Source organism: Kribbella antibiotica, assembly GCF_004349055.1.
Taxonomy (GTDB): Bacteria; Actinomycetota; Actinomycetes; order Propionibacteriales; family Kribbellaceae; genus Kribbella; species Kribbella antibiotica.
The window spans coordinates 12,970-36,037 of record NZ_SMKX01000084.1 but is presented as its reverse complement, the minus strand read 5'-3'; the positions used below and the strand labels follow the sequence as shown (position 1 = coordinate 36,037).

Here is a 23,068-nt window from a genome sequence, read left to right as displayed (position 1 = left end):
GGGGATGCGAAAGGGGCTCCGGGCAACGGGTGCCGGGAGCCCCTTCGGGGGTGCTGGGGTTACTTGGCTTGGTTCAGTGAGTTGCTGATGCCCTGGTCGAAGTCTTCGGCGTTCTTCTTGATGCTGTTGAACATCTCGCGGAAGTCCTCGATGCCCTTGACCGCGGCCTTCAGGCTGGTGTCGAAGTTGTTGTAGGTGTTCCGGATGACCTCGCTGGACTGCTTGAACACCATGCCGTCGTCGACGAGGGTGTTGACCCGGGTGCGCAGGTTCTCCACCAGCGGGACGATCTGGTCGTGGGCGTTCTTCATCAGGGTGGTGACATCGACGATCTTGCCGTAGTCGAGGTTGATGCCGTCGTACGCCATTGCGGGTGGTCCTTTCGGAGGTGGGCGGTGGGCTAGACGCCCATCGGGTAGTAGTAGTAATCGTCTTCGGGCTTCGGGACCTCGACCCACTTGGCCGAGGTGCCGTCCTCGTTGTCCGCACCGCGGGTGTACTCGGTCACTTCACCGTCGGAGTCGGTGACCTTCTTCGTGCCGGCACCGTCGCTCCCGAGGTCGGTCACGGTGACGTCCTTCTTGCCGTCGTGGTCCGTGCTGGTGGACGTCGACGTGCTGCCCCCGTCGGTCTTGATCGTGGTCTCGTCGTGGACCTTGCTGCCGTCGGGGTACTCGCTGTCGGTGTACATCGTGTGCTTGTCGTCGCTGTACGTCGTCACCGAGTGGTACGTCTTGCCGTCGTAGGTGACCGTGGTCTCTTCCTTGATGACGTTGCCTTTGTCATCGACGGTCAGGTGCGTCTGGATGTTGCCGCGGTCCGTGGTGATGGTCTGGTCCAGCGGCGGGTGGTCACCCGGGTTCGTGGCACTGCAGAAGTCCGGTGCCTTGGTGCCGGCCGGGAGGTTCTCGCACTCACTCTTGTGTGACTGGTAGTAGTCCCACTGGGACTTGTCCCGGTAGTAGTTCGACAGCGCCAGGTTGCTGTTGGTGACGTTCATGCCCTGAGCGATCTCGGCGTCGAACTGGAGGAACGCCTCACCGACCGAGCCGAAGGAACCGGCCAGCTTCTTCAGGCCGTCCTCGGCCTTGGTCATCGTGCTCTGGGCGTTGGTGTGCAGCCTGGTGATCGCGGCGCTGATCTTGCTGCTGCCCATCACGGCCGAGCTGTGCCCGGCCACGCTGTCGAACAGGTCGTTGTTCAGCGTCGGCTTGATGTTGCCCGCCAACTCCTCAAGATCCTTCTTGGCGTCGTTGAGCAGGTTGTAGTTCATCTTGAGTTTGTCCGGCACAACCCCTCCTGACCTCGCGCTCGACCACACAGGTACGTACAGACCACGCGCGAGCAGGCGCCCAGGTTCATTTCCATTCACAATGAATCCGAATGAACCTTCCACGCGCCTGGTGCGTGGTCAGTGCGGAGGCTTTTCGCCGAGCGTGAGGAGGGGATGAATGCCACGGCCGGGCGACTGGGAAGCGATCGGGCTGGGCAGCGACCCCACCCCCGGCGAGCCGGAGACGATCGGCCAGCTGGCCGAGGTCCTCCAGAAGGTCGGCGGCAAGGCGCGCGAGATCATGAACGCCGTCGACAAGGTGATGAACAAGAACAGCGACCAGGACTTTGTCGGCGCCACCGCGGACGCCCTCCGGAGCAAGGTCGACGGTCGGCTCCGCGGTCACGTCGAGGACGTGGCGAACGCGTTCGAGACCTCGGCCACCGCACTGCGCGAGTGGCGGACGGCGGTCGAGGGCTACCAGCGGACGGCGGACGACGCGCTCAACGCCGGTCGCGGCCTGCCCGAGGACAACCCGGAGCGGGAGCGGCAGAAGGGGATCGCCGAGCAGGCCGGGCGGGACCAGTCCAGCGCAGCCGGTGGCTACGCCGGCCGGATCAACGGCGTGGCGAACATCCAGTTGCCGATCTCGGCCTGTGAGGCGTTCTGGGAAGCCTTCAAGTGGCTCGCGATCATCCTGATCATCCCGGCGCTGATCTTCGGTGGCCCGATCGCCCTGATCGCGCTCGGCGTGAACCTGGCGCTGTTCATCAAGACGATCGTCGACGTCGCCAAGGGCGATGCCGGCTTCCTCGACCTGTTCCTGGCCGGTCTGGGCCTGATCGCGCCGACCACCAAGGCGCTGCCGATCTTCAGCATCATCAAGGGTGTCGCCGGCGGGATCGCCGCCGGGGTGAAGGGGATCGCGCAGACCTTCCGGAACATCTTCAGCAAGAACTTCCTGATGTCGGGCCTGACCGGCCTGCGCGGGCTCGGCAGCCTGGTCAACCTCTCGATCCGCGAGACCGGCCTGTTCGTGATCAAGAACCTGCACAACTTCCCGGTCAACGCCGCCAGCTTCGTGAACAACTTCGGCACCATCGCGCTCGGCACCTTCAGCAAGCTGTCGCTCGCGTTCTCGTCCGGCCTGTCCGCGGTCGGCAAGGGCATCGGCGCCATCGGCAAGGGCATCGGTACGGCGTTCACCGGCACCGGGAAGTTCATCTCTGCACACTTCAACAACCTGCAGTGGACCCGGATCTTCCTGCCGGTCGCGGCTGACGACATCCGCGCCTTCCAGGCGCTCGGGCTGAGCAACTTCAAGTCCTTCACCTCGGCCCTCAAGGTCGGCGTGGTCGGGCGTGGTGTGTTCGGCCAGAACGTGTTCGGGATGCCGATGATGGGGGCGATCTCGCGCGGGATCAGCGCGGCCCCGATCCCCACCGGCAACCTCGGCTTCGTCGACAACCTCAAGTCCTTCTTCAACCAGATGATGGAGCCGCCGAAGCTGGTCCCGGCGGTCCACATCAACAACTTCGGCCTGGCCACCGACTCCGGGTTCGGCGCCGGCAAGGCGTTCACCGCGATCGACGAGATCCACCTGGCGCCGATGGCCCCGCTGCCGCCGACCAACGTCGGGGTCAGCGCGATCAACCCGCCGACCGTGCAGACCGCCAGCGGCCTGCACATCCCGGGCCCGACGAACGTCGGCAACGTGTCGACCAATGTCGGCTCCATGCACGTCGGGACGCCGGCGTTCGGCAATGTCGGCAATGTCTCGACGAACATCCCCGCCATGCACGCCGGTACGCCGTCCTTCGGCAACGTCGGGAACGTGTCCACGAACATCCCGGCCATGCACGCCGGTACGCCGTCGCTGAACGGCGTCGGCAACCTGTCGACGAACATCTCGGGTCTGCACACCGGTTCGCCCACGGTCAACGGGGTCAACGGCATCGAGGGCCTCGTCCAAGGCATGCCGAACGCGAGCCACGTCGCGATCCCGGCGCTGCCGTCCAACAGCCTGGTGCACGGCACTCAAGGCGCCGGGACGGGGAACTTCGCCCACCTGACCGGTAATGCGAACGTGGTCCAGCCGAACGTGAACGTCAGCTCGCTGCACGTGTCGGGCACCCAGTCGAGCGGCATCGGCGACCTGGTCAACTCCGGCATCCGCGGCAACACCCCGAGCATCTCGCCGAACTTCGCCCAGTCGATCGGCGACGGCGCCGGGCACGGCTTCCAGGCGCAGCACTTCACCCAGTCGATCGACGAGATCCTGCACTCGTCGGGGGCGGCGAACGGCCACCTGGGGTCAGTCGCCCCGCCTGCCGTCGACCGCATCAACAGCGCACTCAACCTGCTGCACGGTGGCGCCGCAGACCTCAAGGTCGGCGCCCCCGGCGTACCGGTCAGGGTCGACAACCCCGGCCTGGCCGGCACTCAGAACCTGGCCTCTCCGCCGGCGACGGCCCACGTGCAGCCGGTCAACATGCCGCGCACCGAGGTCCCGATCCAGACCCAGATCGTCCCGAACGGCCACGTCGGTACGCCGGGAGTCGGCGGACCGGGGCACATCGGCACCCCTGGAGTCGGCAACCTCCCGGGATCGATCGGTACGCCGGGAGTGGGCGCACCGGTCCATATCGGCGCCCCGAATGTCGGCAACCTCGGCAATGCAGGCACCCCCGGTACGCCGGGCAGCGGTCACTCGTTCGTCCCGGGCAAGTCCGAGATCCCGCTGAGCGGCCTGCCCGACCATCCCGGCGCGATGATCAAGGTCGAGCGGTTCGAAGGCGGGATGACGCAGTTCAACCTGCACGGTGGTGGCCCCAACGGCCGCCTCGACGTCCTCGGCGGCGGGCACCTGCGGTTCACCGACACCTCGACCGGTGCGACGACCCGGTTCGGCAGTGACGGCCTCGTCATCGACCAGGGCATCCGGCTGACCAAGACCGACGGCGTCATCCGGCCCACCGACCAGATCCTGGTCAAGGGGTCCGACGGCACCTTCCACGTGACGGGTCTGGACGGCAAGCTCGTCCCGGACGGCCTGAAGGTGCGCGGGCTGGACACCGGCGGCGTACAGATTCTCGGCAAGGACGGCGCCTCCTGGAACTACAGCGCCACCGGCAAGCTCGAGGGCCAGAACATCACGGCCCACTGGCAGAACGACCTGGCAGCCAAGGCCGGTGTCTTCCACAAGGCCGGTGACACCGACCTCGCCGTCACAAAGAAGATGGAAGACTTCGGGTCGGTCCAGAACGCCCAGAAGAACCTCAACATCGCGCACGAGAACGTCGAGGTCCACGGCACCCGTGGTGACGGACCGTCCACCGGCCCGTCGGTCGGCGAGCAGGTGCACATCGACCTGCACGGCGCGCAGCGTGACCTCGACAATGCCAAGGCGGCGTTCGAGGACAAGCACCACCTCAGCGTCGACGGGCTCAAGCAGCAGCTCGACGACATCACCACCCAGTCGCTGAACGAGCGCCCCCGGCTGCTCGGTGGCGGTCGCACGCAGACGTTCGACGTACCGGGCAACGCAGGCGTCAAGTTCAATGTTGCTGACGGCAAGCAAATCTCCCTGCACGGTGACCACGCCGACGACTTCACCTCGGCGGTCAACGGCACGACGCTGAAGATCAGCCGGGAGTCGACCGGCCACTCCTGGACCTACAACCTGGGCTTCGGCAACCGGGCCAACCAGATCGGCGAGTCCTTCCCGCTGAACGGCGGTCTCTTCGACGGCAAGCCGGTAGCACTGGAAGGCAAACTCGGCCAGTTCGACCGCGGCGCGATGAGCTTCGACGGCAAGTCGTTCCCGGTCAAGGTCACCGACGACACGATCACGGTCGGTTCGCCGCAGGGCCCGATGAACTACGACCGCGGCGGTGTCTTCACCGGTCCGGGTGAGAACGCGGCGGGGCACCTGCCCAAGCCGACCCCGCCGCAGCACCTGGCCGGCGACCCGGCCGGGCTGGCCCGCTGGGAAGCCCAGGTCGACCTGTCCCGCACGCATTTGACGCTGGCTGCCTCGGACTCGAAGCTCTCCGGCCTGATGAAGGACGTCACCGGCGGATCGTTCACCTCCAAGCGCGGGTACGGCGGCTACGTCAACCCGACCGCGCTCGGCGACGGCACCCTGGTCACGAAGGTCAGGACCTTCGACACGATCACGCAGGACCTGCTGCACAAGGGGCCGGCCGACAACATCACCGTCTACCGTGGCGTCTCGCTGGACCCGGAGGCGGCGCTCGCGCACAGCTTCCCCGAGCGGCTGCCGATCTCCACCTCGACCTCGATGAAGTTCCAGGACGAGTGGGCGAAGAACGGCGTGATGTCGAACCGCGTCGTGTTCGAGATCGACGTACCGGCGAACCATGGCAAGCTCGCGATGTCGTATCCGGACCACTACACGCCGGGCGGCGGCGAGGCCCGCGCCTGGAACCAGGACCAGTCCGAGTTCACACTGGCACCGACCACGCTGGTACGGACCGGTGCGCCGGACCGCTTCGTGGGCGAGATGCGGATCATCTCGGTCAAGGCCGAGCAGATCCCGACCTCGAAGCTCGAGTCGCTGATCACCGAGCAGTGGAAGGGCCTGGACTCGGCGACGGCGTTCGACGACTTCGCGAAGTCCTTCAACCAGACGAACCTGCGCAACTTCGAGGGTTTCGACGACGCGATCACCCGGTCGACGACCAGCACCGACAACATGATGCACACGATCCACGTGCAGCGGCCGGGCTTCAAGAACGAGCTCACGATCACCGTGATGCGCAACGAGCCGGCCGACTCGGTCCGCGTCACGATGGTTGCCGACGGCAAGACAGTCTTCAACCAGACCTGGTCGAAGACCGACTTCCGCAACCTGGCCACGGATCTGCGCGGCGGCGTGCTGCACAACAACGAGCAGTTCACGAACCTCGCCAAGCCGGCCGAATGGACCGTGTCGCGGGCAAGCGGCAAGCAGATCGCGGATGCCTGGGACGCCGACAGCCTGGCCCGCACGAACGTCTTCCGGTCGCCCGGTGACGCCGATTCGCTCGTGCTGCAGAAGGCCAACGACTTCACCACGATCCAGAAGGCGCAGAACGACCTCGGTAAGGCGCTCGACAACTTCAGCGTCAACGGCAACCGCATCGACGGCCGGGCGACCGGTGTCTCGGTCGGCGATCTGGCCAAGGTTGATCTGCAGCACGCCCAGGGTGAGTTCGTGAAGGTCAAGGAGATCTTCGAATCGAAGTACCCGGGGATGAACGTCGAGAGCGTTCAGCACCAGCTCGACGAACTGCTGGTCGACTCGCTGCGCGACCGCCCGCGCCTGGTCGCCGGTGGAACGCAGCCGCGCCCGGCCCCGATCCCGAACAGCAGTGTCTTCTTCAAGGTCGATGACGGCACGGTCACCTTCACCGGGCCGAACGCGAATGCGTTCACCGGCACTTTCGACGGGCCGATGCTGAAGGTCACCGAGACCTCGTTCGACGGCACGATGACACGCCAACTCGAGTTCTCGATCAACCGGCGTACCAACATGCCGATGCTGAACCGCGACGAGTTCACGTTGACCGGCGGACCCTTCGAGGGCAAGCGGATCGGCGCCGAGATCGAGATCGGCCTGCCCGGCCAGTCGCACCTGGTCGACGACCTCAACGGCAATGTCCCGGTCCAGTACCTGTCCGGTGAGTTCCACGTCCCGTCGACGCTCGGCCCGGCCAAGTACACCCGTGAGGGCGAGTTCGTCGGTATCGGCGGTACGCGGACCGACCACCTGCCACCGGTCAACGCGCCGGCGGGAATGACCGGCGACGACCTGGCGCGTTTCACCGCTCAGGCCGAGATCTCGCGGACCCACCTGACCGCGGCCGGCCAGCTGGACGACGTCGGCCGGATGATGGACTCGATCGCGGAGGGTGCCTTCACCTCCAAGCGCGGGTACGGCGGCTACGTCGACTCAGCGTTCCACAATGGGACGCTCGAGGAGAAGGTGCTCGAGTTCAACACCGGCGCGCACTCGCTGATGGTCGACGGCAAGATCGGCCGTACGACGGTCTACCGCGGCGTGGCGATGGACAAGATCGCGGCCCAAAGCGACACGTTCATCGAGCGGCTGCCGGTCTCGACGTCGAGCGAGTGGAAGTTCCAGCCGCAGTGGGCCAAGGGCGCGGATCTGGACAAGCGCGTCGTGTTCAAGATCGACGTACCGGAGACGCACGGCAAGCTCGCGATGGCCTACCCGGACGACTACGTCCGGGGTATCGGCGACGCGGCGCCGAAGAACCAGGGTCAGTTCGAGGTGACGCTGTCGCCGACGATCCTGGAGCGGACCAGCGAGCCGATCTTCACCAGGGACGGCCTGACCGTCATCCCGGTCCGGGCCCGGCAGATGACCGACGACCAGATCGGTCACTTCCTGACCGAGCGGTGGAGCGGGCTCGACTCGGCCACGGCGTTCGACGACTTCGCGAAGGCCTTCGACACCGCGGGGATGCAGAAATTCGGCGGGATGTCGGAGGTCACCGTGACCTCGAAGACGTCCGGCCTGGTGAACGAGATCACGGTCAGCAAGGTCGGGTTCGAGGGCAACAACCTGAAGATCGTCGTGACCCGGGACGTGGACGCCGACTCGGTCAGGGTGACCGCGACCGCCGATGGCACGACATCGTTCAACCAGACCTGGAGCCGGGACGGGTTCGCGAACATCGCGACCGACCTCAAGGCCGGGACACTGCACGACAACGACCTGTTCGTGTCGATGTCGAAGCCGGCGGCCTGGAGCGCCAAGGGTAAGGCGGCCGCCTCGCCGATGGACGTGGACCTGGCCGCGAAGACCACGGCGCCGCGCGCGGCGTTCGACGCAGAGGCGATGGCCAGCGTCCGGATGGAGGACTTCGGCCGGGTTCGGCAGTCGCGGTACAACCTGCAGCAGGCCGAGCTCAACGTCAACCTGCACGGTGGCCGCAGCGACAGCACGTCGGTGGATGCGGCGATCGGGCCGCAGGTCAAGATGGAGCTGGACGCGGCGCAGGTCGACTTCGATGCCGGCAAGGCCGCGTTCAAGCGCAAACACGAGATGGACTTCGACGACCTCCAGGCCGAGGTCAGCGCCGCCAAGAAGATGAAACTGCCGGGTGCCGGACGGTTGTTCGACGTACCGGGCGGCAACGTGTCGTTCCAGGTCGAGCGGGGTCAGGTCGGTTTCGCCGGCTCCCTGGCCGACGATTTCAGCGGTGCGGTGACCGGCAACACGGTCGTCGTGACGCGGATCGGCACCGGAGGAGGGGGCGTCGTCGGGGACACCTGGACGTTCCGGATGGGCTTCCGGCCGAGTCTGATCGGCCGGACGATGACGCTGACCGACGGCCCGCTGGCCGGCGAGGTCGTCAACCTGCGCGGTATTGCGGGCCAGCTGGATGGGACGCTCGGCGACGCAGGCGTCTGGCCGCGCCAGCTGTCCGGTGACGACCTGTTCATCGCGACGCCGACCGGGCCGCTGCACTACACCCGGGACGGGAACTTCCTCGGCCCGGTCGAGACTGCCACCGGAAAGCTCGGCCCGGCGGCCCCGCCGCCGCACCTGGGCAACGACCCGGATGGCTTGGCCCGGTGGACCGCGCAGGTCGACTCGTCGCGGACGCACCTCACCGCGGCGCTCGACAACAAGGCCGTCGAGAACATGATGAAGGACGTGATGGGCGGTGCCTTCACGTCCAAGCGCGGCTACGAAGGCTTCGTGAAGCCGTCCGCACTCGGCGAGGGAACCCTTGCTGCGAAGGTGAACGACTTCAACAACGTCACCCGCGACCTGCTGTTCAAGGGTCCGGACGAGCGGATGACCTTGTACCGCGGGGTTTCGATGGACCCGCATGCCGCGCAGGCCGACGAGTTCGTCGACCGGCTGCCGAGCTCCACGTCGAACAACATCGGCTTCCAGGAGGAGTGGGCGAAGAACGGTGCCGCGAGCAACCGCTTCGTCTTCGAGATCGACGTACCGGCGGGTCACGGCAAGCTGTCGATGGCGTACCCGAAGGGATACGACGCGGGCGAGGGCGCTGCCAAGGCGTGGAACCAGAGCCAGTGGGAGGTCACACTCGCGCCGACCGTGCTGAAGCGGACCGGGCCGGACCGGATCGAGGACGGGATGACGATCGTCCCGGTCCGGGCCGAGCAGATCTCGTCCGGCAAGATCGTCGACCTGCTCACCGAGAAGTGGCCAGGCATGAACCTGGACACGGCGTACGACGACTTCGTCCGCGCGTTCGACAACGGCTCGGTGAACCGCTGGGAGGGCTTCGACGACGTCACCGTCACGACGACGAAGAGTGCCGACGGCAACCTCACCACGCACACGCTGAGCAAGCCCGGGTACGGCGACAAGCTCGACGTACTGATCAGCAAGGACGTCGACGGCGGCACGGTCTCGGTCAAGATCGAGGGCGCCGACGCGGCGTTCAGCAAGGGCCCGTGGAAGGGCACGGATCTCACCGACCTGGCCGCGCAGCTCCGCGGAAACGTCTTGCACGACAGTGATCTGTTCATGCGGCTGCCGCAGCCGGGCGCCTGGGCGCAGGAGCCGGTCGTCGTCAACATGCTGCACATGCCGCAGGTCCAGCAGCACCAGTTGGCCGGTGTCTTCAACGGCAACCAGGTCGTGCTTCCGCACGGCGGTCAGCCGCACGTTGCCGGTCCGAACGGCGGCCAGTTCGCCGTCCACGACTTCGGCACCAACGGCTTCCGCGTGGTCGGCCCGAACGGGCAGACCGGCCGGTACGGCGCCAATGGCGTCCACGTCGCGGATGGCGTCGTACTGAACGACACCCGGGGTATCCGGTTCACCGAAGGTGCCCAGGTCGTCGACATCCAGGGCGTGCCGATCCCGAACACGCACCTGGACAACCTGGCCGGTGGCGAGTTCCGGGTTGTCGAAGGCAACAACGCGACCCGCTTCGGCGCGGACGGTGTGCACCTCAGTGACGGCATTCGCCTGCAGGACCCGAACGGTCTGCGCTTCACGGAGAACCTAGGCACTGGCCCCCGCGTGGTCGACCAGCACGGTGTGCCGGTCCCGAACGCGGCGGTTCAGCAGCTCGACAACGGCGTCGTGGTGGTCGAGGGCCGGATCGGGCGTGGATTCGATGCCAACGGCATCCATGTCGACAACCGGATCACGCTCGAGAGCCGGTTCCAGGATCAGGTGGTTGTTCGCCCGGTGCAGGGTCGGCCGTCGGTGGCCGGGGCCGATGGGCCGTTGTTCCGGGTCGTGGATGTGCAGGACGGTGGCTTCCGGGTCATCGGGGCGCGCGGCCAGATGCAGCGGTACGGCGCTGATGGCGCGCACCTCGGTGATGGTGTCGCGCTGGCCGACAACCTGCATCCGCGGGAGACGCTGTTCACCGAGGCCGATGGCGCGGGTGGGTTCCGGGTGGTCGATCTGAATGGCGGGGTGCCTGCGCAGCATCGCCTTGAGACGTTCGGCAACGGGCAGTTCCGGATGTTCGACGACTCGACAGGCACGGTCCGGTGGTTTGGGGACGACGGGCTCGGCCGGGCGCACGGTTTCCGGGTCCAGGACCCGGCGTACGGGGGTAACACGTACCTCTACCGGATGCCTGATGGACAGGCACACTTCGTCGACGATGCGGCGACTGCGCGGCCCGGCACGGTGCATCTGTCGCAGGACGGCACGAATACCTTCCACATCGCCGACGCCAACGGCGTTACCCGGCACTTCGACAACGCGGGTGGCTACCTCGAGCGGCAGGTTCCGGCTCTCGATCAGGTCACTGGCACGCAGCGGATCGTCGTCCACGATGTCAACAACAACCTGGTCCTGCGTGGGCCGGCGGGCGACACTGCGACCGTCAATCACGTGCAGGGCGGCGGTTATCGGATCGTCGACAACGGCCGGTTCGAGCAGTTCGGCGCGGATGGTGCGTACCAGGCCTTCGGGCGCCAGATTCAGCTGCCGGGCGAGACCGCGTGGCTGCACATCGGTGCTGGTGGCAACAACCCGCAGTGGCTCGACAACGCCTTCCAGCCGGTGGCCGGGCGCAACGTTGTCGTCAACGGCACCGAGATCCACGTGGCCCGGGCGAACGGGCATGACGTGTTCGACATGCAGGGCGGGCTGCTCCGCGAGGTCACCGACATCCCGGGCAACGGTGCGGTGTTCGGCGGCAGCCGGATCACCCGGGACAACAACGGCGTCGTGACCTGGGCGGACAACGCCGGTGTGCAGATGCCGATCCCGCACCGCGCGACCATCGACAACACGGGCAACATCCGGATCGAGATCACCATGCCGGGCCGCCCACGGCACGGCGAGTTCCACCAGTTCAACCGCGGCGGCGACATCACCGAGCAGGGCTTCCGGGTTGTGCGGGACAATCAGCCGACCCAGTTCAAGTACGTCATCAACCGGACCGACAACACCTGGCAGCGGGTCGCTGACGACGGCACGATCGGCGATCTCGGGTTCCACAAGGGCAAGGTCGACATCGTCGGTCTGGAGCAGGGCCGGATCAAGCTGCAGAGCTCGACGGCCAAGGAGGTCGAGGTCTTCGAACGTCGATGGCTTCCGGGCGACCAGATCCTCGACAGCTTCCGCAAGACCGACACCCTCGGGTTCAACTCGACCAACCGTCGTACGACGTGGACGCAGTACGACACGAATGGCAACCTGACCGACTGGGGCAAGCGGCACCACGCGACGGCCGGAAACGCCTGGCAAGACATCAACCACAACTGGCGGACGGTTCGCGACTACCAGCAGGGGCTGCAGAAGTTCGACAACCCGATTGCTGATCAGCTGGGGCCGCTGGCGAAGGCCGAGGAGAAGATCACCGGTCACGTCATCGCGATCCGCAACGGTGACGGCAGCTGGACCTGGCACCGGTACCAGGCCGACTTCGTACATGTTGCCCAGGGCAACCGGACGTTCGAGAGGGTCGGCGAGGGCTGGACCGACACCGTCCGGGTGATGGACAACGGCAACGAGGTCAGCCACGTCGCCCAGCAGAAGTGGGGCACCTGGCACGGACCCGACCACGCGCGCCAGTACAAGGAGTTCACGCTTCAGCCGGGCGCTACGCATCCGACGCGGGACGGCTCGTTCGAGCTGCTGTCGCCGCAGGTCAAGCCCATCGGCAAGGGCGAGCTGCTGCCGGACGGCACGTTGCTCTCGTCGGTCCGCCAGGGTGACCAGCGGCCGCCGGTCTGGGTCCGGGAGCGCTTGCTGGGCAACCCGCCGACCACCGGCAGCGTTGCCCACATCGCAGGCGACAACCGCTTCCAGATCTTCCGCTGGAACACCACCGGCGGCCCGAACGCGGCCGACAACGGAATCCGGTACGTCGGTGCGGACGAGGCCTTCATCGACGTCGACATGGCCGGCGCCTTCGTCCGCTCGAAGGGCAAGCTGCACGACGGCACCGACCTCAAGGTCGGCGACCACGCGACGTCCCCGACGAACCAGTATCCGCAGGCGAATCTGCAGCCGGGTGCACGCGCCGATACCCCGTGGACCAACGGCGATGTGAACGGCTGGCGGGTCACCAACGGCAACACCTGGCAGGACTTCGCCGAGGTCGACGGTCAGGGCTGGCGGATGTTCCGCGAGAGTCAGCCGGGCGGCGTCGTCCGGGAGTACCCGGATCCGGCGGACACGCACATCTGGGTCAACCGGGATGCCCACGGCAACCTGGTCGGGATGGCGCACAAGGTCGACGACCCGGCCAACGTCGGCGGTCACAAGTACGTCGTGGCGACCGGCGACGCCGACTCGTCGACCTGGCGCTGGCACGAGCTGGACCAGAACGGTGTCCAGGTCGCGAACAGTGGTGGCGAGCGGTTCCACTTCAAGGGCTCGCGCGACGAGAGCATCAGCTACGACAACTCGTTCCGGGACTTCGATGCCGCGGGCAACTTGGTTCGCGATCGGCGGATGCTCGACGAGTTGCGCTTCATCGAGTCGTGGGACAACGGCGGCCAGTGGGTGGCCAAGGAGTTCGACAAGCTCGGTGTCGAGGTCGTCGGGTCGACGCAGCTCAACCGTGCCTGGCTGCAGGCCGACGGGACCTGGGGCAACAACTGGGTCAACGGCTCGACCCACTTCCGCGACAGCATCCCGGCGACGCCGACCACGCCGACCCAGGTCCTCCGGGAGACGCCGGTCCACATCGGCGACGGCCGGCCGGCTCGGGTCCGCGAGTACACGATGGACGGCAACGGGCGCACGGACTTCGCACAGTGGAAGGAATTCGACTTCGACAAGGTCGTCCGGGAGCGGGTGGCGTCGGGGAACAACTTCCTGGAGACCGACAAGGTCCACGGCCAGTGGAAGCTCTACGACAACACCGGCCGGGTGATCGGCGAGCGGTCCGACAACGGGCTGGTCTTCGAGTTCCGCGACGGGCAACTGCGGCTCACCGGCAACGAGTTCGACTTCCGGGGCCAGATGACCGAGTTCCGCGGCTGGAACACGCGGATGGGCGATGTCCAGCGGCAGCCGTGGCTCATGCAGTCCAACTGGACGATGGCCGACAAGACGCTGATGCCGGGTGGGAGCGCCGTACTGCGGGAGGCGAACTACGCGCCGTTCTCGCGGCTGCTGACGCAGAAGCTCGCGATCTCGATGACGTTCGACTTCCTGCTCGACTACGCGGCGTCGCTGATGATCATGGGCATCATCGCCGAGGCGCAGAACAAGCCGTTCACCGGTAACGACGCGCTGAAGGCGTTGATGAACGCCGCGGTCGGTACCACGATCAAGGGCGTCGCCGGGGCAGCGCTGACCGACACCAAGCTGATGGGCAGCTTCGTGCGGAACATGAAGCAGAACCAGGCCAACCTCGACGGCGGCAAGCTGATCACGAACCGTCCGATGAACCACACCTCCACCTGGGGTGGAGAGTGGGCCGCGAACACCGGCGCGGTGAAGTGGCGCGCGGGTGTCTTCGACTACGGCTTCGGCATGATGCTGCTGCCGCTCACCGCCTTTGTGAACGGTGCCATGAACGCCGCGATCTTCGGCGTACCGGGCTCGGACGGCAAGAGCCACAAGGTGTCCGGCTGGCAGGCCGTGGCCGAGGGTGGCATCACGGCGGTGGCCAGCCTGGTTGCCGCGAACAGCATCGGACTGCTCCGGACCGGCATCGGTCAGTACGCGCTCGGCCGGTACGTCCAAAAGGGTGGCATCGGCGAGATGGCGCTGAACATGCCGTTGCGCCTGTGGGAGAAGGGCATGGGCTCGCTGCTGACGCCGGAGATCCGCGGCCGGATCGACCCGCCGTGGTCGCACATCCCGACGACACCGCCGCCTCCGCCGGCGGCCCCGCAGCCTACGATCACTCCGGGTGGTGTGATTCTGCCGCCAGGCGTCACCCCCGTACCCTCCGTCCCCGGCACCCAAGGAACCCCGTGACCACTCGCTACGTTGGCCCGAAGGGGCGTGGCAGCTTCCGCCGGATCAGCGAGGCCCTGCGGGCTGCTGGTCCTGGGGACGTGATCGTGGTTGCCGGTGGCGAGTACGCCGAACAGCTCCGGCTCGACCGCTCGGTCGCTGTGGTCGCGGAGCCGGGTGGCGGGCAGGTGACGGTGACCGGCATACCGGGTGGTGAGCCGACGGTCGTTGCCGAAGGCCTCGAATGCACCGTGCGTGGGTTGACGATCAAAGCTCCTGCTGACGATGCGGGCGCGCCTGCCGTCGGCGTGGCCGGTGGTGCCGGACTGGTGATCGAGGACTGCACGATCGCCGGTGGCCGGATCCATGCCCGAGGCAACGAAAATACCGGGCAGGGCTCAGACCTGGCCGGGTACGGCGTTACTACGTTGATGATTCGTGGATCTCGGCTGGAGCAGGGACGACTGGCCGCGATCCACCTGTCGGGCCGGGTGCAGGCCAAGATCGAGGACTCCGTCATCGACACGGTGGACGGGATTGGCGTCGTACTGTCGGGGCCTGCGTTCTTGGATGCTTCGCGGCTGCGGTTGAACCAGACGTCTGGATATGGGTTCCGGCTGCGGGGGTCGAGCCGGCTCGTGTCGACCGATGGGACGATCCGGCAGACCGGGATGGCCGGCGTACTGCTGGAGGACGGGTCGACGGCGACACTGACCGACGTACGGATCGAGAAGGCCGGTGGGCCTGGTGTGCATGCGACCGGGTCGGCGCGCAGCGAGCTGACCGACTGCCGGGTGCGCGACGCGCGGGCCAGTGGGCTGGTTGCTCAGGACAGTGCCGAGCTGATCGCGACCGACTGTGCAGTGACCGATGCGGGCGCGAATGGCTTGCTGGTCTCGGATTCCGCGACGGCGACGGTGACCGCGACGCGGTTCGACCGACCGGCGTACAGCGCTGTTCACCTCACCGGTACGGCGAATGCGAAGCTGACCGATTGTCACGTCCGCGAGGGCGTTGAGCACGGTGTCCATGTGACCGCGTCGGCGCGGGTCGAGCTCATCCGGTGTGGGATCCAGGATGTCGGGCTGACCGGGTTGTCGGCTGTTGACGCCGGGTACGCCGATGCCGAGGACTGCCGGTTTGTCGGCGGCGGCACGGGGATCCGGCTGGAGTCCACTACGGCAACGAATGTGCGGACGACCTCGGTGACCGGGACCGTCGGCACTGGCGTGGAGTTGGCCGGAGCCGGGTTGGCAACGCTGCAGGCGGTGCGCGTCAGTGGGACCAAGGCGGCCGGGATTGTGGTCGGCACGGGTGCGGCGGCGACGATCGATGCGAGCACGATCGAGAACTGCGCGGGCTCGGGGCTGGTGATCTGGTCGGAGGCGACTCCGACGGTGACCGGGCTGCGGGTGAGCACGGTCGCGAAGAACGGGATCTACGTGGCCGAGAAGGCCGGTGGGACCTACACGGACTGCGATGTGACTGGGACGAAGTACCCGGCTCTGCATCTGGCGAAGACCGCGGCCCCCACCTTCAAGCACCTGCGCATCCGGGACTGTTCCGAAGCGATCGGGCAGGAGGATGGCGCCGTACCGGTGTTTGAGGACTGCACCATCGACGGGGTCTCGATGGTGCGTGAGAAGCCGGTTGCGGCCACGGCGGGGGCTGCGTCGACGCCTGAGGTGCATGTGCCCGGGGCGCTCGACGAGAGCATGCCGCCGGACGACGAGACGCTCGAGGATGTTCTGGCCGAGCTCGAGGAGCAGGTCGGGCTCGATCGGGTGAAGCGCGACGTCCAGTCGATGGTGAAGCTGATGCAGACGGTCCGGATGCGCGAGGAGGCCGGGCTACCGGCGCCGCCGCTGAGCCGGCACCTGGTCTTTGCGGGCAACCCGGGTACGGGTAAGACGACGGTTGCGCGGTTGTACGGGCGAATCTTGAAGGCGCTCGGCCTGCTGCGGAAGGGGCATCTGGTCGAGGTGGACCGGACGGCGCTCGTTGGTGAGTACGTCGGTCATACCGGGCCGAAGACGCAGGCTGCGGTCACGCAGGCGCTCGGTGGCGTGCTGTTCATCGATGAGGCCTACTCGCTGGCGCCGATCGGGATCGGCAACGACTTCGGCGCCGAGGCGATCGCCACGCTGGTCAAGCTGATGGAGGACCACCGCAACGACCTGGTTGTGATCGTGGCCGGCTACGTCAACGACATGTCGCGCTTCATCGGGTCGAACCCGGGTCTGTCCTCGCGATTCACACGGACGCTGCAGTTCGAGGACTACACGGCGGCCGAGCTGGTGGCGATCGTCGAGCACCAGGCGCGCGGTCACCAGTACGAGCTGACACCTGATGCGCGGACCGCGTTGAACACGCTGTTCGAGCAGCAGCCGCGCGGCGACGGCTTCGGCAACGGCCGATCGGCGCGGCAGATCTTCCAGGCGATGACCGAGCGGCAGGCGCACCGGATGTCCGAGCTCGGCACGCCGACGCCGGCCCAGCTGGTCTCGCTCGAGGTCCCTGATCTGCCGGAGTCGTTGTAACACCTATTAGTGATTAGTTAACAGGGGCTACTGTGCGGTATGGACAATATTTCCCGCCGTGGGTTGCTGACGGGGGCCGGCGCAGTTCTTGCTGCCGGTGCCCTGGGTGTTCCCACCGCCTCCGCCCGGAGCCTTGACCTGCCCGCCTCCAAGCGCTTCAAGATGAGCGCGACGACCAACGAGTTCTTCCGCAGCAAGCCGTTGTGGGGACCGACTGTCATGCAGTCGTTCGCCTTCGACACCCCGAACAACCGGCTCTTCACCGGCCAACTGCGATCCGGCACCGGTGAGTTCAGCGGTGACCTGACGCTCAGCCAGCTCGACTTCGCGGGGAACGTGCTCGGGCACATGTACCTGACCGGCTTCGGTCACGCGGTCTCGATCGGTGCCGAGGCCGTCGGGAGTACGTCGTACATCTGGACTGAGACCGATGCGGACACCACGAACGGGCGCGGCCGGTCGATCACGCGCTTCCCATGGCAGAACGGGAAGACGCTGACCTCGGCTGCGGTGACCAAGTGGAAGCCGGTATCGGGCGGGAGTGTGTACACCCCGGCCGTCGACCAGCGGTTCGGCCAGGTGGGGATCCGGCACGCCCGGCCGGGTGGGATGTACATCAACGTGTACTCGCTCGCGGCCGCGCGGACCGGGAACTTCTCGACAGTGCTGGCGTCGTTCAAGCAGCCGGCGCTGACGTCGGATATCGACTTCCAGGGCTGGGCGCTCTACGGGTCGTACGCGTACTTCTGGGAAGGCGAGGCCTACCCCGGCGCACCCGACGAGACCAAGGCGAACTCGAAGCTCTGGTGCTACGACATCAACGCCGGCACCCTCGTCGACTCGTTCCTGACGCTGGCCGGGAAGAGCCTCACCTACCGCGAAGCCGAAGGCATGGCGGTCTACGGCTCCACCGACGGCACCGCTCGCCTCTACTTCGGCTTCGCCTCCGGCGTCTCCGGCGACCGCCGGGCCAACCTCTTCTACCGCAACACGTTGGTCTAGCGACTACTGCGCTGGCTACTGGGCGACGCCGTACAGGCGATCACCGGCGTCGCCCAGGCCGGGGACGATGTAGCCCTTCTCGTTGAGGTGGGAGTCCATGGCGGCGACCACCAAGGTGCAGGGGATGTTGAGGTGGTCGAGCTCGCGTTCGATGCGCTCGACGCCTTCGGGGGCGGCGAGGAGGCAGATCGCGGTGATGTGGTCGGCACCGCGGTCGACCAGGAACTGGATCGCGGCAGCGAGCGTGCCACCGGTCGCCAGCATCGGGTCCAGGACGTAGCACTGGCGGCCGGACAGGTCCTCCGGCAGCCGCTCGGCGTACGTCGAGGCGTCCAGCGTCTCCTCGTTGCGGATCATCCCGAGGAACCCGACCTCGGCGGTCGGCAGCAGCCGCGTCATCCCCTCGAGCATGCCCAGCCCGGCACGCAGGATCGGTACGACGAGCGGCTTCGGCGAGGTGAGTTTCACACCCTCGGCCGCGGCGACCGGCGTCTGCACGGTGGTCGGCCCGGTCCGCACATCCCGAGTCGCCTCGTAGGCGAGCAGCGTGACGAGCTCTTCGGTCAGCCGCCGGAACGTGGGCGAGTCCGTGGCCTCGTCCCGCAACGTGGTCAGCTTGTGAGCAACGAGCGGGTGGTCCACGACAAGGATCTGCATAACCCGGAACGCTACCGTCGGCGATTCCTCCCGCGAAACTTCCGGCTGACTTAGCATCGAAAGTGCATTGGTTTGTGCCCTGCCTTCGCCCCAGGGGAGTGCCGATGACCGAGGACCAGCCCGATCAGCCCCGTCCGCGCTTGGTGGTGCCGCGCCGCGATCTCGATCGGCTGCATCGGCGGGCCGAGTTCCTGCGGGAGCTCGAGGAAGCCAAGGCCCTCCGGGACCGGATAGCCCCCCGCCGCGCCCGGCGGCGCCTGCTCCGCGAGGCGATGCGGCGAGCGACGTACCACCACTGAAGAGGCTCAAACGGGTGTTCGAGATGCAATCGTGATGGCCTGGGCGACCGGGCTTCACCAGATATGTCTCGCACCGGACTTCTGACTCTGCGACCATGAACGAGTGTCCGACGCCACAGCAGGACCAGTAGCCACCGATCTCGATCTCGATTCCGACGACCCCGATCTCGATTTCGCGGTAGCCGCCTACACCGAGGACGGCGTGTGGACCGTCACTCCGCTGGTCCTCCGCGGGGAGCCCGACCTGGCGGCGGTGCTGTTGGGACTGCGCCGGTACCCCGGGGAGGCCGGCGTACTGGGGATGATCTCGGTCGACGAGGACTTCTTCATCCTGATCCGGCTCGTCAACGGCCGGGCTCAGTACCTGATCTCCGACGTGACCGCGGCGACCGAGTGGCCGCTGGCCAAGCAGGTCGTCGACGAGCTGGACATTCCGCTGGCCGATGACGACGACGAGCAGGTCCCCGCCGGTGACCTGGCGATCGTCGCCGATCTGGGGATGACCGCGATGGATCTCGGCGCGCTCTGCGACGACGTCGACCTCTATCCGGAGGAGATGCTCGAGGAGATCGCCGACGTCCTCGGGTTCGGCAACCAGTTCCACGAGGCGATCGAAGCCATTGGTTAGTCCAGCACTGCAGCGCGAATGGTCCCGGCTGATGGCGGTGGCCCTGGACGAGGCCGAGTTCGCGCTGCCCGACGTACCGATCGGTGCGCTTGTACTCGATCCCGACGGCGAGATCATCGGGCGCGGACACAACGAGCGTGAGACCACCGGCGACCCGACCGCGCACGCCGAGGTGCTGGCGTTGCGCGCGGCCGCCGCGCAGGTGGGCGAGTGGCGGCTGACCGGCTGCACGCTCGTCGTCACGCTGGAGCCCTGCACGATGTGTGCGGGCGCGATCGTGCTGGCCCGGATCGAGCGGCTGATCTTCGGCGCGTACGACGAAAAAGCGGGTGCCGTCGGGTCGTTGTGGGACGTGGTCAGGGACCGCCGGCTCAACCATCGGCCCCAAGTCTTCGGCGGTGTGATGGCCGATGAGGCCGGTGCGCGGCTCCGCGATTTCTTTTCCGGGCACAGGTCTTGATAGCCTCTGCGGCGGTGGCGTGTCCGAGCGGCCGAAGGAGCGCGCCTCGAAAGCGCGTGATGGGTACCCCCCATCCGAGGGTTCAAATCCCTCCGCCACCGCTGCAAGACCGAGGACCCTGATGCTGTGTGATGCGTCAGGGTCCTCGTTTCTCTAGATGACTGATGCTCGGGACCGAACCTCGACGAGAGGGGCCCCACCGTGAACGTGGATGAGCTCGACCAGATCCTGCTGGGCGGAGCCGTCGTTCTGCTGGTTGCGGTGGTCGCTGTCCGCCTGTCCGGGCGCCTCGGGTTGCCGTCGCTGCTCATCTATCTCGGGATGGGTCTGCTGCTCGGCGAGTCCGGGCCGGGGCACATCCACTTCGAGGACGCCCAGATCGCGCATGCGCTCGGGTTCGCGGCGCTGGTGATCATCCTCACAGAGGGCGGTCTGACCACGCGGTGGAACGAAGTCCGGCCGGTGATGCCGCTCGGGCTTGTGCTGGCCACGGTCGGGGTGGCGATCAGCGTCAGCGTCGTGGCCTGCATCGCGCACTACGTGCTCGGGCTCGACTGGCAGATCGCCGTACTGATCGGGGCGGTGACCTCGCCGACAGATGCGGCCGCTGTCTTCTCCGTACTGCGCCGAGTGCCGATCAGACCGCGGTTGCGGGGTGCTCTGGAGGCTGAGTCCGGTCTGAATGACGCTCCGACCGTCCTGCTGGTCACCCTGGTCAGCACGGGCGCCACGAGTGAGCACGGCTGGCTGTACTTCACCGGCCTGGTCGCCTACGAGCTGGTGGTCGGCGCGCTGTTCGGGTTCGCGATCGGCTGGGTCGCCGTCAAGCTGATCCGCCGGGTCGCCCTCGGCTCCGCCGGGCTGTATCCGCTCGCTGTCGTCTCGGTCGCGATCATCTCGTACGCCGGTGGCACCGTCCTGCTCCACGTCTCGGGGTTCGCCGCCGTCTACGTGACCTCGCTGGTCCTCGGAAGGGCGGAGCTTCCGCACCGGATGGCGACCCGCTCCTTCGTCGACGGCCTGGCCTGGCTGGCACAGATCGGCCTGTTCGTCATGCTCGGCCTGCTCGCGTCACCGGGCCGGATCGGCCTGAACGACGTCATGATCGCGCTCGTCATCGGTATCGCCGTCACGGTCGTCGGCCGGCTGCTCGCTGTCGTCGTGTCGGCGACTCCGTTCAAAGTGCCTTGGCAGGAGCAGGCGTTCATCTCGTGGGCCGGGCTGCGCGGCGCCGTACCGATCGTCCTGGCCACCATCCCACTCGCCGAACAGGTCCCCCAGGCCACCCGGATCTTCGACATCGTCTTCGTCCTGGTCCTCCTCTTCACCCTCCTCCAAGGCCCCTCCCTGCCCTGGCTGGCCCGCAAACTCGGCGTCCTCGACGAGAACGCCGCCTTCGAGGTCGAGATCGACGTCGCCCCTCTGGAATCCCTCGGCGCCGACATGCTCCAGGTCCACGTCCCCAGCGAATCCCGGATGGCCGGCGTCGAGGTCGGCGAACTCCGCCTCCCCGCCGGCGTCTCGGTCTCCCTGATCATCCGCAGCGACGAATCCTTCGTCCCCGAGCGCCGAACCGTGCTGCGCGCCGGTGACTCGCTCCTGATCGTCACCCCCAGCGCAGTCCGCGACGCCACCGCCCGCCGCCTCCGAGCCGTCTCCCGAGCCGGCCGCCTAGCCGGCTGGTTCGGCGAACGAGGCCGCGAAAACCACTGACGGTTAGCAGCGGAGCCTTCCACTGAACTACCTTTGAACTATGGCGGATCTGCTGGAAGTTACGTTCTCCGACCTGCTGCAGCGTCCCGTCGAGACGGTCGAGAAGCTCAAGTCGACGCGCCGCCAGGCACTCCTCGTCCGTCGCCGAGGCGCTGAGGACGACCTCGTGCTCACCACGGTCGCGCAGACGTCGGAGAACCACCAGATCCTCGTCCTGACAGTTCGCGTGCTGCGAGCCGTCATGGGCAACCCGGAAACGCGTTCTCGGCTTGTGCTCGAGATGTTGCCGCAGGTCTTCCCGTGGAGCGCGTTTCTTCCGCCAAGAGCCCGGGACGAGTTCGCCCAGGAACTGGTGGACATGTTGGATGCGAGCGCTGAACTGCGAGTATCTGCGCCCGTATTGACGCTGATTACTCAGTGGCGGAACACCGCGGAGATCTACGCGGATCCCGAGCTCCTCGCCATCCTGACCTCACCAGAACGCGGCGACTTCGGCCCTGTGCCGAGGCCGCCTACGACCGACTGATCAGTTCGGGTTTTGCCCCTTGGGGACGGGCTGGGGGGTGTAGATCGTCGGGAGGCAGACGGAGCTGCCGGCCGGTACGCCGATCGACGCCAGACCCTTTGCGTTGAGCTTGGTGTACTTGGTGCCGACGACGAGGTCGACGGTGTGGCTGTCGCGGCCGTCGGCGACGGGGACGGGCTTCTGGGCTGTTTGGCCGGCGACTAGCTGGAGCTCGGGGGAGTCGGCGGCGTGGCCGCGGACCTCGAGGGTGTCGACCTTGTTGCCGTTCGGCTCGTTGGCGATCTTGGCGACGTGGAAGCCGCGCTTCTTCAGCAGGTCGGCGACAGCGGCCGCCGTACCGCCTTTGGCGCCGCCGTTGTAGACGTTCACCGAGACCTGCTTGGGCACCAGGCGGTTGTTCTCCAGCTGCTGCTCGACGCAGGTCGGGCCGGCGCTGCTGTTACTCAGCGAGTTCCAGCCCCACCAGGCGCCGCCGACCAGGACCATCAGCAGGATCACCATGGTGATGGGCGTGCGCCAGTGGATCCGCAGCTGCGGACGGGGCTGGGGGTAAAGGGCGGTCATCGTG

12 protein-coding genes and 1 tRNA gene are annotated in these 23,068 nt (G+C 67.0%); 9 read left to right on the top strand and 4 right to left on the bottom strand.

Going from position 1 to position 23,068, the window contains the following annotated elements; translation table 11 throughout:
* Nucleotides 1–59 precede the first annotated feature (59 nt).
* A complete protein-coding gene (locus E1263_RS25515; protein WP_132171680.1) occupies nt 60–368 on the bottom strand; it encodes a hypothetical protein in 309 nt (102 codons plus the stop codon).
* Between the two features lie 32 nt (nt 369–400).
* Nucleotides 401–1,291 (bottom strand): hypothetical protein, encoded by an 891-nt coding sequence (locus E1263_RS25510; RefSeq protein WP_132171678.1) that lies wholly within the window; start codon nt 1,289–1,291, stop codon nt 401–403.
* 160 nt (nt 1,292–1,451) lie between these two features.
* On the opposite strand from E1263_RS25510, the gene E1263_RS25505 reads away from it, so the two are divergent.
* Genes E1263_RS25505 through E1263_RS25495 form a run of 3 tightly spaced genes read left to right on the top strand, consistent with a single transcriptional unit; the run spans nt 1,452 to nt 18,217 of the window.
* Nucleotides 1,452–14,696 carry a hypothetical protein gene (locus E1263_RS25505; RefSeq protein ID WP_132171676.1) on the top strand — a complete coding sequence of 4,415 codons (13,245 nt, stop codon included), beginning with the start codon at nt 1,452–1,454 and terminating at the stop codon, nt 14,694–14,696.
* On the top strand, nt 14,693–17,215 hold the full coding sequence (locus E1263_RS25500; RefSeq protein WP_132171674.1) for a right-handed parallel beta-helix repeat-containing protein: 2,523 nt from the start codon (nt 14,693–14,695) through the stop codon (nt 17,213–17,215). Before E1263_RS25505 ends, E1263_RS25500 begins: the two co-directional genes overlap by 4 nt.
* A 39-nt stretch (nt 17,216–17,254) precedes the next feature.
* Nucleotides 17,255–18,217, top strand: coding sequence for a phage baseplate protein (locus tag E1263_RS25495; protein ID WP_132171672.1), 963 nt, complete (start codon nt 17,255–17,257; stop codon nt 18,215–18,217).
* A gap of 15 nt (nt 18,218–18,232) precedes the next feature.
* Here the strand turns inward: E1263_RS25495 and upp are convergent, their stop codons facing one another.
* Nucleotides 18,233–18,874, bottom strand: a complete 642-nt coding sequence (gene upp / locus E1263_RS25490) for a uracil phosphoribosyltransferase (RefSeq protein WP_132171670.1) — start codon at nt 18,872–18,874, stop codon at nt 18,233–18,235.
* 104 nt (nt 18,875–18,978) lie between these two features.
* Between upp and E1263_RS25485 the strand changes: the two genes are divergently transcribed.
* The 6 genes from E1263_RS25485 to E1263_RS25460 all read left to right on the top strand — a co-directional run bounded on the left by E1263_RS25485 (nt 18,979) and on the right by E1263_RS25460 (nt 22,500).
* The gene (locus tag E1263_RS25485; RefSeq protein ID WP_202869047.1) at nt 18,979–19,173 is read left to right on the top strand and encodes a hypothetical protein; all 195 of its coding nucleotides are present in this window, start codon (nt 18,979–18,981) and stop codon (nt 19,171–19,173) included.
* 103 nt (nt 19,174–19,276) lie between these two features.
* Nucleotides 19,277–19,801: a tRNA adenosine deaminase-associated protein gene (locus tag E1263_RS25480; RefSeq protein ID WP_132171666.1), complete on the top strand. Its 525-nt coding sequence runs from the start codon at nt 19,277–19,279 to the stop codon at nt 19,799–19,801.
* A 31-nt stretch (nt 19,802–19,832) separates the two neighbouring features.
* Nucleotides 19,833–20,261, top strand: a complete 429-nt coding sequence (locus tag E1263_RS25475; RefSeq protein WP_132171664.1) for a nucleoside deaminase — start codon at nt 19,833–19,835, stop codon at nt 20,259–20,261.
* A gap of 13 nt (nt 20,262–20,274) precedes the next feature.
* Nucleotides 20,275–20,362, top strand: a tRNA-Ser gene (locus tag E1263_RS25470).
* Nucleotides 20,363–20,462: 100 nt separating this feature from the next.
* Entirely contained in the window at nt 20,463–21,974 is a 1,512-nt protein-coding gene (locus tag E1263_RS25465) for a potassium/proton antiporter (protein ID WP_132171662.1), read from the top strand.
* Nucleotides 21,975–22,014: 40 nt separating this feature from the next.
* Nucleotides 22,015–22,500 (top strand): hypothetical protein, encoded by a 486-nt coding sequence (locus tag E1263_RS25460; protein ID WP_132171660.1) that lies wholly within the window; start codon nt 22,015–22,017, stop codon nt 22,498–22,500.
* Here the strand turns inward: E1263_RS25460 and E1263_RS25455 are convergent, their stop codons facing one another.
* Nucleotides 22,501–23,064, bottom strand: coding sequence for a LytR C-terminal domain-containing protein (locus tag E1263_RS25455; protein WP_132171658.1), 564 nt, complete (start codon nt 23,062–23,064; stop codon nt 22,501–22,503).
* Between the last annotated feature and the right edge of the window lie 4 nt (nt 23,065–23,068).